This is a genomic window from uncultured Sphingosinicella sp. (genome assembly GCF_963974575.1).
Lineage (GTDB): Bacteria > Pseudomonadota > Alphaproteobacteria > Sphingomonadales > Sphingomonadaceae > Sphingosinicella.
Window position 1 is genome coordinate 331,336 of sequence record NZ_CAXBBQ010000001.1, and the last position, 13,578, is coordinate 344,913.

At 64.7% G+C, this 13,578-nt stretch carries 14 protein-coding genes; 6 read left to right on the plus strand and 8 right to left on the minus strand.

Annotated elements, in window-relative coordinates:
- Positions 1-71 precede the first annotated feature (71 nt).
- Both AAC014_RS01755 and AAC014_RS01760 read left to right on the plus strand, forming a co-directional pair.
- Complete coding sequence (locus AAC014_RS01755) at positions 72-1,274, plus strand: parallel beta-helix domain-containing protein (RefSeq protein ID WP_339703445.1); 1,203 nt, start codon at positions 72-74, stop codon at positions 1,272-1,274.
- Positions 1,271-2,290 carry an SO2930 family diheme c-type cytochrome gene (locus tag AAC014_RS01760; RefSeq protein WP_339703448.1) on the plus strand — a complete coding sequence of 340 codons (1,020 nt, stop codon included), beginning with the start codon at positions 1,271-1,273 and terminating at the stop codon, positions 2,288-2,290. Before AAC014_RS01755 ends, AAC014_RS01760 begins: the two co-directional genes overlap by 4 nt.
- Positions 2,291-2,296: 6 nt before the next feature.
- Here the strand turns inward: AAC014_RS01760 and folE are convergent, their stop codons facing one another.
- Positions 2,297-2,884 carry a GTP cyclohydrolase I FolE gene (gene folE, locus AAC014_RS01765; protein ID WP_339703451.1) on the minus strand — a complete coding sequence of 196 codons (588 nt, stop codon included), beginning with the start codon at positions 2,882-2,884 and terminating at the stop codon, positions 2,297-2,299.
- 47 nt (positions 2,885-2,931) lie between these two features.
- Complete coding sequence (locus AAC014_RS01770; RefSeq protein WP_339703454.1) at positions 2,932-3,432, minus strand: NUDIX hydrolase; 501 nt, start codon at positions 3,430-3,432, stop codon at positions 2,932-2,934.
- Between the two features lie 98 nt (positions 3,433-3,530).
- Here AAC014_RS01770 and AAC014_RS01775 point away from each other — a divergent pair, with 98 nt between their 5' ends.
- Positions 3,531-3,944 (plus strand): DUF4279 domain-containing protein, encoded by a 414-nt coding sequence (locus AAC014_RS01775; protein ID WP_339703457.1) that lies wholly within the window; start codon positions 3,531-3,533, stop codon positions 3,942-3,944.
- Positions 3,945-4,042: 98 nt separating this feature from the next.
- On the opposite strand, the gene AAC014_RS01780 is transcribed toward AAC014_RS01775, so the two are convergent.
- The 3 genes from AAC014_RS01780 to AAC014_RS01790 form a co-directional block, all read right to left on the minus strand.
- Positions 4,043-4,771, minus strand: a complete 729-nt coding sequence (locus tag AAC014_RS01780; protein ID WP_339703965.1) for a CsgG/HfaB family protein — start codon at positions 4,769-4,771, stop codon at positions 4,043-4,045.
- 191 nt (positions 4,772-4,962) lie between these two features.
- Entirely contained in the window at positions 4,963-6,912 is a 1,950-nt protein-coding gene (acs, locus tag AAC014_RS01785) for an acetate--CoA ligase (RefSeq protein WP_339703460.1), read from the minus strand.
- A 43-nt stretch (positions 6,913-6,955) separates the two neighbouring features.
- Positions 6,956-7,318 carry a hypothetical protein gene (locus tag AAC014_RS01790; RefSeq protein ID WP_339703463.1) on the minus strand — a complete coding sequence of 121 codons (363 nt, stop codon included), beginning with the start codon at positions 7,316-7,318 and terminating at the stop codon, positions 6,956-6,958.
- A 102-nt stretch (positions 7,319-7,420) separates the two neighbouring features.
- On the opposite strand from AAC014_RS01790, the gene AAC014_RS01795 reads away from it, so the two are divergent.
- Entirely contained in the window at positions 7,421-8,695 is a 1,275-nt protein-coding gene (locus AAC014_RS01795) for an MFS transporter (protein ID WP_339703466.1), read from the plus strand.
- A 23-nt stretch (positions 8,696-8,718) separates the two neighbouring features.
- On the opposite strand, the gene argB is transcribed toward AAC014_RS01795, so the two are convergent.
- Positions 8,719-9,621 carry an acetylglutamate kinase gene (gene argB, locus AAC014_RS01800; RefSeq protein ID WP_339703469.1) on the minus strand — a complete coding sequence of 301 codons (903 nt, stop codon included), beginning with the start codon at positions 9,619-9,621 and terminating at the stop codon, positions 8,719-8,721.
- 180 nt (positions 9,622-9,801) lie between these two features.
- On the opposite strand from argB, the gene AAC014_RS01805 reads away from it, so the two are divergent.
- The gene (locus AAC014_RS01805; protein ID WP_339703471.1) at positions 9,802-10,773 is read left to right on the plus strand and encodes a cation diffusion facilitator family transporter; all 972 of its coding nucleotides are present in this window, start codon (positions 9,802-9,804) and stop codon (positions 10,771-10,773) included.
- On the opposite strand, the gene AAC014_RS01810 is transcribed toward AAC014_RS01805, so the two are convergent.
- Entirely contained in the window at positions 10,770-11,402 is a 633-nt protein-coding gene (locus AAC014_RS01810; RefSeq protein WP_339703474.1) for a queuosine precursor transporter, read from the minus strand. The genes AAC014_RS01805 and AAC014_RS01810 overlap by 4 nt on opposite strands.
- An 82-nt stretch (positions 11,403-11,484) precedes the next feature.
- Here AAC014_RS01810 and AAC014_RS01815 point away from each other — a divergent pair, with 82 nt between their 5' ends.
- Positions 11,485-12,717, plus strand: coding sequence for a NupC/NupG family nucleoside CNT transporter (locus AAC014_RS01815; protein ID WP_339703477.1), 1,233 nt, complete (start codon positions 11,485-11,487; stop codon positions 12,715-12,717).
- On the opposite strand, the gene AAC014_RS01820 is transcribed toward AAC014_RS01815, so the two are convergent.
- Positions 12,714-13,577 (minus strand): 3-hydroxybutyryl-CoA dehydrogenase, encoded by an 864-nt coding sequence (locus AAC014_RS01820; RefSeq protein ID WP_339703480.1) that lies wholly within the window; start codon positions 13,575-13,577, stop codon positions 12,714-12,716. The genes AAC014_RS01815 and AAC014_RS01820 overlap by 4 nt on opposite strands.
- Between the last annotated feature and the right edge of the window lies 1 nt (position 13,578).

The window sequence follows — 13,578 nt, forward strand, 5'->3', positions numbered from 1 at the left end:
CCGCTCAGTTTCCGCAGGGTTGTCCGCCTCCGTCAAGCTGACGATAATGGCCGGAACAGGGGAGGATGGACATGATGCGCAAGGCATTGCTGGCGTTTCTGCTTGTTTCGGCGTCGCCCGCGTGGGCGAAGACGATAGCGGTCGCCCCCGGCGACAACGATCAGGAGGCGCTGCAGACCGCGCTGATCGAGGCGCAGCGCGGCGACGTGATCGAACTCGCCGCGGGCACCTACCGGCTCACGAACGGCCTCTCGCTCGATGTCGATAACGTCACCGTGCGCGGCGCCGGGCCGGGCGCGAGCGTGCTCAGCTTCAAGGGCCAGACAGGGGCGGGCGAGGGGCTGCTCGTCACGTCGGACCGCGTGCTGCTCACCGGCTTTTCGGTCGAGGACACCAAGGGTGACGGCATCAAGGCGAAGGGCGTCGACCGCATCACGATGGACAATCTACGCGTTGTCTGGACACGCGGGCCGCACAAGGACAATGGCGCCTACGGCCTCTACCCGGTCGAGGCGACGAACGTGCTCGTGCAGAATTCGGAGGTCGTCGCCTGTTCCGACGCGGGCGTCTACGTCGGCCAGTCCGAAAACATCATCGTCCGCAACAACCGCGTCAGCTTCAACGTCGCGGGCATCGAGATTGAAAACTCGAAGCACGCCGACGTCTATGGCAACCTCGCGCACCACAACACGGGCGGCATCCTCGTGTTCGATTTGCCAAACCTGCCGAAGATGGGCGGGCATTCCACGCGCATCTTCTCGAACACGGTCGTCGACAACGACACGCCCAATTTCGCCCCGCCCGGCAACATCGTCGCCGAGGTGCCGCAGGGGCTCGGCATCATGGTGATGGCGAACGAAAACGTCGAAGTGTCGGGCAACCGCATCGAAGGCAACCGCACCGCCGCCGTCATGGTCGTCTCCTACGTGCGGCCATTCGAGGATGCGAGCTACAACCCGCTGGCGCGAAACGTCCGCATCTTCGGAAATACGCTCGGCAAGAACGGCTGGGACCCCAAATTCCCCGGCGGTGCCGAGCTTGCCGCGGCGCTCGGCGGCGGCCTGCCGCCAGTTATGTGGGACGGTGTCACGCGTTTCGGCGACAAGCCCGACGACAGCACGACAACGCCCGCGAGCGACGTGCCGATGGTCTCGCTCGGCCTCGCCGTCGCGGGAACACCGCCCACGAAGGCGCAGCCCGCACCCGTCGCCCCGGCCGGCGCGTCCGCCGCGCTCGCGGCCGTCGTGCTTCCCGCCGATCAGCCGATGCCGTGACGCCGCGCGCAGCCGCCTTGCTCGCGGCCGCGCTGCTGGTCGCCTCCGCCGCGCCGCCGGCGGTGAACGACGCGGTTCTCGCAGGTGCGGCCGCGCCCGCGACGCTCGCCGAAACCGGCCTGTTCCTCGATAGCGGCGCGACCCGCCCGAAGGCGCGCGTCGTCCCATACGGCCTTGCGACGCCGCTGTTCTCGGATCATGCCGACAAGGCGCGCTTCCTCTATGTGCCGGAGGGGAAGGTCGCGCGGTACGATGGAGAAGGCCTGCTGGATATTCCCACGGGCAGCGTGCTCATCAAGCATTTCGGGTTCGCGCGCGCCGACGGCAGCCTCGATCTCATCGAAACACGGCTGCTCGTGCACCAGACGGATGGATGGAAGGCGTGGCCCTATGTGTGGAATGCCGACGACAGCGCCGCGACCCTGAAGCGCGCAGGCGCCCGCATCGCGGTAACGGGGCATGACGGGGCGGGAAAGCCGGTCGCGCTCGATTGGCAGGTGCCGAACGTCAATCAGTGCAAGGGTTGCCACGCTTCGGACAATGCGCTCGTGCCCATCGGCCCCAAGGCGCGGAACCTCAACCATGATTTCCAGGGCGAGAACAATCTCGCGCGTCTCTCGCGTCTCGGCCTTGTCACCGCCGTTCCCGGAAACGCGCCGCGCCTGCCCGATTGGAAGGACGCAGGTGAAACCCTCGAACATCGCGCGCGTGCCTATCTCGACGTCAACTGCGGCCACTGCCATAAGCCCGATGGTCCCGCATCGAATTCGGGCCTGTTCCTCACTTGGGAAACGCCTTCCGGTCCGCACATCGGCATCGGCAAGGGGCCGGTCGCGGCGGGGCGCGGCTCGGGCGGGCGCATGGTCTCGATCGATCCCGGGCATCCCGATCGCTCGATCCTGACCTATCGCATGGAATCAACCGAACCCGGCGTGATGATGCCGGAGCTCGGCCGCACGCAGCCCGACGAAGCCGGCGTCGCGCTGGTGCGAGACTGGATCGCTGCGATGCGGTGATGGGGCTTAAAGCCCCATCAGGCTCAGCACTTCCTTGCGGCTGCGTTCGTCGTCGCGGAACACGCCCATCATGCGGCTTGTCGTCATGGTGACGCCCGGCGTGTTGACGCCGCGTGCGGACATGCAGGCGTGTGCCGCTTCGATCACGACGGCGACGCCGCGTGGCTGCAGATGTTCCCAGATACAGTCGGCGACCTCGGCGGTCAGGCGCTCCTGCACCTGTAGGCGTGAGGCGAAGCCCTTGAGGACGCGCGCGAGTTTCGAGATGCCGACGACGCGGTCGCCCGGCAGATAGGCGATGTGCGCCTTGCCGATGATCGGCGCCATGTGGTGTTCGCAGTGCGACTGGAACGCGATGTCGCGCAGCAGCACGATCTCGTCATAGCCGCCGACCTCTTCGAAGGTACGCGAAAGGTGGCGCGCGGGGTCTTCGGCATAGCCGCGGAAATATTCGCGATAGGCGCGCGCGACACGACCGGGCGTATCGACAAGTCCCTCGCGGGCGGGGTCGTCTCCGGCCCATTCGATGAGACGGCGGACGGAGGCAAGAACGTCTTCCGGGATGCCGTTGTCGCGGTCGTTGGATGCGGTCATGGCACTCCCCTAGACGGCGACAGCGGTTTGCCGCAAGTCCCGCGCCCTTACAGAAGTGTCAGCGCGGCAAGCAGTCGAACGTCGATCATCACGCCTGCGCGGCGCTTTTCGGCGATGAAATCCGGCAATGTTCGAAGCGGAACGCAGTGAACGGTGATGTTCTCGCCGTCTACGCCGCCGCCCGCGCCGACCCGAACGAGCCCCGTCGCGCGGACCAGTGTGAAGTGCTCGCTCGTCATGCCGGGAGAGGAGGTGAACATGCCGAGGTCTTCCAGCGCTTCGGCGCGGAAGCCGGTTTCTTCCTCAAGTTCGCGGCGCGCCGCTGTCAACACCTCTTCGGGGCCGTCGTCACCAACAAGACCGGCCGGAAGTTCAAGGCACGTGGCGCCGAGCGGCACGCGGTACTGCTCGACAAGCACGAGCTCCCCAGCGTCCGTCACGGCAAGGATGACCGCGGCACCCATGCCGCCCGGGCGGCGCACATACTCCCAGTCGTTTTCGACGACAGCTTCGAGGAAGCGGCCTTTCCAGACGGTCTTTTCGGTCACGGGTATTTCCTGGTCAAAGAGAAGGCGACATTGTCGTTCGCAAATTGGAATCGCAGCCTCGATGTTGGAAGCTGCCGTTCGTTTGATACGAGGTGGTTATGGGGGAACTCTACAGAACCGAAGTTTCCTTGGGTTTCTACGGCGATGACCTTGATCCTGACGAGATTACTGAGCGCTTGAAATGCGAACCTACAGTTGGTGTCCGGAAGGGAGGAACTTGGCTAACCCCTCTGGGCAAGGAAAAGGTTGCTCACACCGGCTCTTGGCGCTTGAATGCCAAAACCAGCAGCCCCGGAAATCTTGATCACCAAATCAATAGCCTGCTCGATCGAGCCACGGGCGACGCAGCAACCTGGCAGTCTTTTGCAGGGCGCTTCCGAGGCGTGATCTTCTGCGGATTGTTCTTGGAAACCGAGAACGAGGGCATTGATATTCAGCCGGAAACACTTTTTCGCATGGCCGAGCGCGGGTTAAAGCTTGATCTCGACATCTATGGTCGGTCCGCCGATTGATAATCGGCCTGCGTAGAGGCCGCTTGCAAGCAATATGACCAATAAAGAAACAAGGGCGGCGTCATGGAGCGCCGCCCTCGCTCGGAACAGAGTTAAACTTACTGCGCGACCGGGGCCGCAGCGCTTGGGTCTACCGGCAGACCGCCGAGCTGCGTCACGAGCTGCTTGTAGGCATCGAGATAGGCGAGCGTGATGACCTGGCCGATCTCGGTGTTCGAATAGCCGCCGCCGCCGGCACCGCCGAAGCCGCCCCACCAGCCGCCGCCGCCGCCGGCCGCCCACGAAAGGTCCTTCTTGCGGAAGTAACCTTCGGTCAGGCGCTCCTGCTCCGTGGTGCGCGCGTTCACCAGCGTCAGCATGACGTTGGCTTCCTTGCTCTTCGTAGAAAGGCCGCCCGCGATCATGCCGAGCGTGCGGCTGCCGAGCAGGCCGCCCGCAATGGCGCCGAGGCCGCCGCCGCCCGAGTTCTCATTCTTCGAAACGAGATCGGGAACGATGAAATAGTCGGCTGCCTTCACCTGGCGCTTGCCGATATTCGAATTCGCCTGCAGTTCGCCGGAATCGGCAAGAGCGCGCTCGATGTTGCGGCTGGCGAGGCCCTTGCCGCGATCGACGAGGCCGAAGCAGCCGGATTTCATCACGAACAGCTTGATGATCGCTTCCGGGCTGCCGAGGCCAAGCTGCTGCCACCAGTTGGTGTCGGGCTCGACGATCGAAACCGTGCCGAGCCGCTTCTGGCAGACCGGGATTTCCTGCATGCTCTTCGTCTGCGCCTTGCGCCCCGAGGACTGGGATTGCGCGGATGCCGTGCCTGAAGCAACGGCCATGGCGGCTAAGGCAACGCCGAAGCCAAGTGTTTTCAGGATCTTCATAAACTTCCCCATGTTCAAATGTGCTGGTTAGCGAAACCCCTGTCGCCGTTTCCGGCGCCGCCCGCAGCCGGGACGCATATTGCCGGAGTTGGGCGGTTCCGGCAATCGGTCCCGGATAGTTTGCGGACGTTATGATTTGGTTGCAGCTAGCGGTTTTTTCGTCCCGCGATCAGGCTGTCGACCACCGACGGGTCGGCGAGCGTCGTCGTGTCGCCGAGCGATCCGAAATCGTTCTCGGCGATCTTGCGAAGGATGCGCCGCATGATCTTGCCCGAGCGCGTCTTGGGCAGCGCGGGGGCGAAGTGGATCTGGTCGGGTGTCGCGATCGGTCCGATCTCGCGCCGCACCTCCGCCTTCAACTCGGCTTCGAGCGCGGCGTCGCCCTCGACCCCCGCGATCGGCGTCACGTAGCAATAAATGCCCTGTCCCTTGATGTCATGCGGGTAGCCGACGACCGCCGCTTCGGCGACCTTCGCGTGCCCGACGAGCGCGGATTCGACTTCGGCGGTGCCCAGCCGGTGGCCCGAGACGTTGAGCACGTCGTCGACGCGGCCGGTGATCCACCAATAGCCATCTTCGTCGTGCCGCGATCCGTCGCCGGTGAAATAGAGGCCCTTGTAGGCGGAAAAATAGGTCTCGATGAAGCGCTGGTGATCGCCGTAGAGCGTGCGCGCCTGCCCTGGCCACGAGCGCGTGAGCACGAGGTTGCCCGAGGCCGGGCCTTCGACGAACTTGCCGTCGGCGTCGACCAGCGCGGGTGCGATGCCGAAGAACGGCTTCGTCGCACTGCCAGGCTTGGTCGGGATCGCGCCGGGCAGCGGTGAAATCAGGATGCCGCCGGTTTCCGTCTGCCACCATGTATCGACGATGGGCAGGCGCTCCTTGCCCGCAACGCGGTGATACCAGAGCCAGGCTTCCGGGTTGATCGGTTCGCCGACGGTTCCGAGCAGGCGGAGCGAGGAGAGATCGTGCTTCAGCACGGGTTCGTCGCCCTCGCGCATTAGCGCGCGGAGCGCGGTCGGCGCGGTGTAGAAGGTCGCGGGCTTGTGCTTTTCGATCACGGCCCAGAAGCGGTCGACCGCCGGATAGTTGGGGACGCCTTCGAACATCAGGGTCGATGCCCCGTTCGAAAGCGGGCCGTAAACGATGTAGCTGTGCCCGGTCACCCAGCCCACGTCGGCGGTGCACCAGTGGAGCGCGCCCTCGTCGCGCCAGTCGAACACGTATTTGAAGGTCAGCGTCGTCCAGACGAGATAACCGCCGGTGGTGTGCAGCACGCCCTTCGGCTTTCCGGTTGAGCCCGACGTGTAGAGGATGAACAGCGGGTCTTCGGCGTTCATCGGCTCGGCTGGACAGTCGGCGGAGACGGTTTCGCGCTGCTCGTGCCACCACATGTCGCGTTCATGCGTCATCGGCACGTTGGCGCCGGTATGGCGCACGACGAGGACGCCTTTGACGTCATGCCAGGCGTGGCAGATGGCGTCATCGATGGTTTGTTTGAGCGGGATCGTCTTGCCGCCGCGGCGGCCTTCGTCCGCCGTGATGATGAAGTCGCTTTTCGCGTCGTCGATGCGTCCGGCGACGGCTTCGGCAGAAAAGCCTGCGAAAACAACGCTGTGTACCGCGCCGATCCGCGCGCAGGCCAGCATGGCGACGGCGGCTTCGGGGATCATCGGCAGATAGATCGTCACGCGGTCGCCCTTGGCAACGCCCATCGCCTTCAGCACGTTCGCGAACCGACACACCTCTGCATGAAGCGCGGCATAGGTCAGCGTCACGGACGCAGCGTCCGGGTCGTCTGCCTCCCAGACGATCGCAGGCTGATCGGCCCGTGCGGGCAAATGCCGGTCGACACAGTTGGCGCAGGCATTCAGCACGCCGTCCTCGAACCATTTGATATTGACCGGCGCGTAAGACCAGTTGCCCATCACGTCCGGCGTCTTGATCCAGTCGACGATGCCGATCTGTTCGCGCCAGAAGCCGTCCGGGTCCTTAAGCGACCGCCGGTACATCGCCTCGTAGGTGTCGGCGTCGCAGATCGTCCGCGCGGCGGTATGCGCGGGCACGGGATACGTCGCGGTCGCGGCGTCGCTCATCGGTCAAACTCTCCCAAGGACATTTCGCGGCGCTTTGGCCGCATTACCACAAATACGTATTCGGATCAGGCATCGGCTCGTGGCGCTGCGCCTTCGCGATCGAAACGACGGCGCGCACGACAAGCCAGATCGAGATCACCGGAAACAGAAAACCGGCCAGCCCCAACGTGAGGAGCGTCAATACGGCCAATACGATCACGCAAACCACCGTGATCCAGAAACCGCGGATGTGATAAGCGTAGTGGCTGTCTTCCCACGCCGCGTTCTCCGCCGCGCCCCGCCACACGTATGCGAGGATCGCTCCCACCAGTGTCGGCACGCCTGAGACGGCGCCGACGAGGATCAGCAGCGCCACGATGGTCGGCCGGTTGAGATCGAAACCCTGTGTTTCCGGTCTGCTCGCCATGGTCCACACTCCCTGTTTTCAGGCGACAATTCTGGCCTGCGAAGAGCCATTCCGCAAGGATGGGCTTTCGCAGGTCAACGCGGCGCGCTAGCGTCCGACGCCGTGGGCATCCCTCTTCTCGCCGCGCGCCGGTTCGGGCCGCTGTTCGCCACCCAGTTTCTGGGCGCGTTCAACGACAATTTCTACAAGACGGCGATGCTGTTCCTCATCACCTACACGCTGCTCGCGGGGGATACAGCAGCCTCGGCGCAGATCGTTACTGTGGCGGCGGGTGTTTTCATCCTGCCCTTCGTGTTGTTTTCGGCGCTTGCTGGGCAGATCGCCGACAGTGTCGACAAGGCGCGGCTCGTCCGCATCATCAAGGCGGCCGAGATCGCCATCATGCTTGTCGGCGCTGCGGCGCTGACGCTCGGTTCGATGTCGCTGATGATGCTGGTGCTGTTCGCGATGGGGCTGCACTCCACCTTCTTCGGACCGATCAAGTACGCGATCCTGCCGCAGCATCTCGCGCCGAAGGAACTGCTCACGGGCACGGGCCTTGTCGAGGCCGGCACGTTCATCGCCATTCTTACCGGACAGGTCGCCGGCGGCCTCCTCGCGCCGCAGGTTTCGGCGTGGGCGATCGTCGGGGTCGCCGCGCTCGGCTATCTCACCGGGCGGCAGGTGCCAGCAGCGCCGCCAGCCGGACGTGCCCGCATCGAATGGAATATTGTTGCAAGTTCGCTGCGCATCACGCGGGAGGTCACGCGCGATCCACAGCTCGGCCGCGCCGTGCTCGCCGTCTCGTGGTTCTGGTCGGTGGGGGCGGTATTCACCAGCCTGTTCGTGCCGCTGGTGAAGGGCGATCTCGGCGGCGCGGAAACCGTGGCGACGCTGTTTCTCACCATTTTTTCGATCGGCGTCGCAACCGGATCGCTGGTGGTCGCGCGTCTCCTAAAAGGTGCGATTTCCGTTCGCTATGCCCCTGCGTCCGCTGTGCTCATGACGGCGTTCATCGCCGACCTCTATTTCGCGATCCGCGCGTTCGACGTGCCGCACGCCGAATTGATCGGCGTGGGTGAATTCCTCACCGATCCGGGGAGCTGGCGAATCGTGCTGGATCTTTTCGGGCTTTCCGTCGCGGCGGGCGCGTTCATCGTGCCGCTCTATGCGCTGCTGCAAACCGCGAGCGATCCTTCGGCGCGGGCGCGGACCATCGCGGCGAACAACATTATCAACTCGGGCTTCATGGTTGCCGCCGCGCTCGGTTCGGGCGTGCTGCTGAAGGCGGGGCTCGATGTGCCGCAGATCCTGCTCGCCGTCGGGCTCGCGAATCTAATGATCGTGATACCCTGCCTCGGGATTCACCGCATCCAGCGCGCGCTCGGCACTGCCTGAAAAGTTGCGCGGCGCAACTTTTCTTAAGCGCGAACGAGCGTTCCCACGCCCTTGCGCGTGAAGATTTCAAGCAGCAGCGCGTGCGGCACGCGCCCGTCGAGGATCACGGCGGCCTCGACGCCACCGGTGACGGCGGAGAGACAGGTTTCCAGCTTCGGGATCATGCCGCCCGAAATCGTGCCGTCCGCGATCAGCTCCCTGATGCGTGCGGGCGTAAGATCGGTGAGCAGTGACTTGTCCTTGGCGAGCACGCCGGGAACGTCGGTCAGCAGCATCAGCCGCGCCGCGCCCACGGCGCCCGCGATCGCGCCCGCCATCGTGTCGGCGTTAATGTTGTAGGTATGGCCTTCCGCATCCTCGGCGATCGGCGCGATGACCGGAATCACGTCGGAACGCGTCATCAGATCGAGGATCTTGGCGTTCACCGCCACGGGCTCTCCGACGAAGCCGAGATCGACGACACGTTCGATCGCGCTGTCGGGATCGCGCGCCGTGCGCGTCAGCTTGCGCGCCGTCACAAGGCGTGCATCTTTGCCGGAAATGCCGACGGCGGTGCCGCCTGCGCGGCCGATCCAGCTGACGAGATCCTTGTTGATTGCGCCCGCCAGCACCATTTCCGCGACCTCGGCGGTCGCGGCGTCGGTGACGCGCAGCCCGTCGACGAACTCCGACTTGATGCCCAGCCGTCCGAGCATGTTGCCGATCTGCGGCCCGCCGCCGTGCACGACGATCGGGTTGATGCCGATCGCCTTCAGGAGCACCACGTCCTCCGCGAAATCGATCGCGCGCTCGGGGTCGCCCATGGCATGGCCGCCGTATTTCACCACGAAGGTCTGGCCGACATATTTCTGGATGAAGGGCAGCGCCTCGGTCAGCGTTTCGGCCTTGGCGAGCATGGCCGGATCGGGCGTATGGTCGACAGACATTCGGCAGGGCTCCTCAGTGATCGTGCGCCGCTATAAAGGCTGGGCGTAAAAGGGGAAGAGAAGATGATGGGCGCTCGCGCCGGTCGATTGCGAACGGCCTCCGCGTGTCGTTCGCGGGGTGATATCTCGTAACATACTGTTTTTATTGACGTGAATGACAAAGGGGGTCAGAGTTTCAGCATGAGCCGCGACCATGACCTGCATACAGATCACGACCACGACCACGACCACGACCACGACCACAACCACGGGCATGGCCACAGCCATGGCCATTCGCACGCACCGACGGTGAGCGCGGGTAACGAGCGCCGCGTCGGCTTCGCTGCGCTGCTCACGGGCGGCTTCATGCTTGCCGAGGTGGCGGGCGGGATCGTTTCCGGCTCGCTGGCTCTGCTCGCGGACGCGGGCCACATGCTCACCGATTTCGCAGCGCTCGCGCTCGCCTGGTTTGCCTTTCGGCTGGCACGGCGGCCGGCGGACTGGCGACGGACGTTCGGTTTCGATCGCTTCTCGGTGCTCGTCGCCTTCGTGAACGGACTCAGTCTGTTCGCAATTGCCGCAGTCATCATCTGGGAAGCCGTGGAGCGCCTCCAGAACCCGCCCGCCATCGCGGCGCCGACGATGCTGGGCGTCGCGGTCGCCGGTCTCTTCGTGAATATTCTCGCCTTCTGGCTGCTCTTCGGCGCGGATCGGGGGAACCTCAACGTGCGCGGCGCACTCGCGCACGTGGCGGGCGATCTTCTTGGATCGGTCGGAACCATCACCGCCGCGATCGTCATCCTGTATACCGGATGGACTGCTGCAGACCCGCTGCTTTCGGTGTTCGTGGCGCTCATTATCCTTCGCAGTGCATGGGCGGTGACCCGGGATGCCGCGCATATCCTGCTCGAAGGCGCGCCGGCGGGGCTGGAGGCGGACACGGTTTCTGCCGATCTCTCTGCGAACATCGACGGGGTGGACAGCATCCATCACGTCCACGTCTGGTCGATCAGCGAAGAGCGGCCGATGGCGACGCTGCACGCGCGCATTCGCCCGGATGCCTCCTCGGCGCTGGTGAAAAAGGCCATTCGCGAACGGCTGCAATCGCGTTTCCATGTCGATCACGCCACCGTCGAGATCGAAGACGGCGATCACGCGCCGATCTGTCGCTAGCGCGAATCGAGTTTCCGGCCGATCGCGACGAAGCCGTGGATCAGCGGCGGCACCAGAACGACCGAAAGTACCACCTTCGTCAGCATCTGGCCGATCATCAGATCGAGAATCGGGAATACGCCGTAGAAGGCGAGCGTGATGAAGATCAGCGTGTCGACGATCTGCGAAAGGACGCTCGCGAGCGCGCCGCGCAGCCACAGCAGCCCGCCTTCGCGGCGCATCAGGCTGAACAGGCCCACGTTCAGAAACTGAGAGATGCCGTAGGCAACGATTCCGGCGCCCATCAGGCGCGGGCTCTGCGCCAGCACGAGCTGGAAACCGGCCAGCCGATCCGGGTCCATCTCTGGCGAGGCGGGCAAGGCGAGCACGGTGAGGATCAGCAGCATCGAGACGATCAACGGCACGAAACCCAGCACTACCAGCCGGTTCGCGGTCTCGCGGCCATGAAGCTCGGCGACCGCGCTCGACAGCACGACGAGCAGCAGAAAAGCGAAGATGCCCGCCTCCACCGCGAGCGGCCCCAGCGCGACCTGCTTGTTGCCGAGAATTCCGGCGATGCAGGTCATACCGCCGTAAAGGATCGAGAGCGCGAAAAGCGAGCGGGATATTGGCGGCGCGGCGGTCGACATCGTGCACGTTGCTAACGGCTTTTCGCTGTCTGAGAAAGCTATATAGCTTGGCGCTCGGGAGCGGACATTCGCCGGGGGAACAATGCGCATACTGATCGGTCTTGGCGGTATTGCGCTCATCCTCGCCATCGCCGTTCTGTTGTCTTCCAATCGCCGCGCTATTCGCCTGCGCGTCGTCAGCGCAGCCTTCGCGCTTCAGGCCGGAATTGCCGTGCTGGTGCTGTATGTCCCGGCCGGGCGACGGGTGCTCGCCTGGTTGTCGGGCGGCGTCGGGGAACTGCTGGGCTACGCGCGTGCGGGCTCCGAATTCCTGTTCGGCAGGCTGCTCGGCGATCCCCTCGGGCAGAGCTTCGCGTTTCAGGCGCTGCCGACGATCATCTTCTTCGCCGCGCTCATCGCCATCCTTTATCACATAGGCGTGATGCAGTTCGTCATCCGCTGGATCGGCGGTGCGCTCGAAAAGATCACCGGCATCAGCAAGGTCGAATCGCTCTGCGCGGCGTCCAATATCTTTGTCGGCCAGAGCGAATCGCCGCTTGTAATCCGGCCCTATCTCGCGGGTCTCAGCCCCGCGCAACTGTTCGCGGTGATGTCGTCCGGCATGGCCGGCGTCGCGGGCACCATCCTTGCGGCCTACGCCTCGATGGGGATCAGCATCGATTATCTGCTCGCGGCGAGCTTTATGGCGGCGCCGGGCGGCATCTTGATGGCGAAGCTCATCATGCCCGATGATCCTGCCGACCTCGCGCGCACGCGGGGCGAGGTCGTGGAGATGTCCGACCACGACGAGGAAAAGCCCGCGAACATCATCATGGCCGCGGCGCAGGGCGCGCAGACCGGCGTCAAGCTCGCGGTTGCAGTGGGGGCGATGGTGTTGGCGTTCGTGGCGCTGGTTGCGCTCGCGAACGGGCTGCTTGCAGGCGTTGGGGCCTGGTTCGGGCTCGAAGGCCTCACCTTCCAGCAGCTCATCGGGCACGTCTTTGCGCCGATCATGTACCTGCTCGGCGTGCCATGGGACGAAGCCGGGATCGCCGGCGGCCTCTTCGGCACCAAGGTCGTGCTGAACGAGTTCGTCGCCTACATCGATCTCAGCGCGCAGCAGGCGGTGCTGTCCCCCGCCACGGTGGCGATCGTCACCTTCGCGCTGTGCGGATTTGCCAACTTCAGTTCGATCGCGATCCAGATGGCAGTGACCGGCAGCCTCGCGCCGAGCCAGCGTCCGATGATCGCAAAGCTCGGCATCAAGGCGCTCGTGGCGGGCAGCCTTGCCAATCTGATGAGCGCCGCCCTCGCAGGGCTGCTCCTCTCGGTCTAGCGGGTGGGAACCGGCGTCTCGCCCGAATAGTCGTAGAACCCCTTGCCGGACTTGCGGCCGTACCAGCCCGCCTCGACATATTTCACGAGCAGTGGCGCCGGGCGATACTTGGGATCACCGGTCGCTTCCTGCATCACGTGCATGACGCTGAGCAGCGTATCGAGACCCACGAAATCGGAGAGCGTCAGCGGTCCCATCGGGTGATTGGCGCCGAGACGCATACCCTGGTCGATATCGACCACCGAGCCGACACCCTCGCCGAGCGCGAAGATCGCCTCGTTGAGCATCGGGCAGAGCACGCGGTTGACGATGAACGCCGGGCTGTCGAGCGCTTCCACCGTGGTCTTGCCGATCGCCTTGCAGAAGGCGTGCATCGCCGCCGTTGTGGCGTCCGAGGTCGCGAGGCCGCGGATGATCTCCACGAGCTTCATCACCGGCACGGGATTGAAGAAGTGCAGGCCGACGAAGCGGTCAGGCCGGTCCGTTGCCGCTGCAAGCCGCGTGATCGAGATCGACGAGGTGTTGGAGGCCAGAAGTGCCGAGTCTTTCAGGGCGAGGCCCTTGAAAATCGCCTTCTTGACTGCCTCGTTCTCCGTCGCGGCCTCGATAACGAGGTCGCAATCGGAAAAGGCGGCAGGATCGGTGGTCAGGCGGATGCGCGCGAGCGTGGCCTCCACTTCGTCCACTTGCATCGTGCCCTTGGCAACGGCGCGGCCGAGATTCTTCTCGATCACCGCCTTGCCTGCCTCGGCGCGCGCCAGCTCGACATCCGAAAGGATGACGTCGAAACCGGCGAGCGCGGAGACGTGCGCGATGCCGTTGCCCATCAGGCCTGAGCCGATGACCCCGATCGTCTTCATG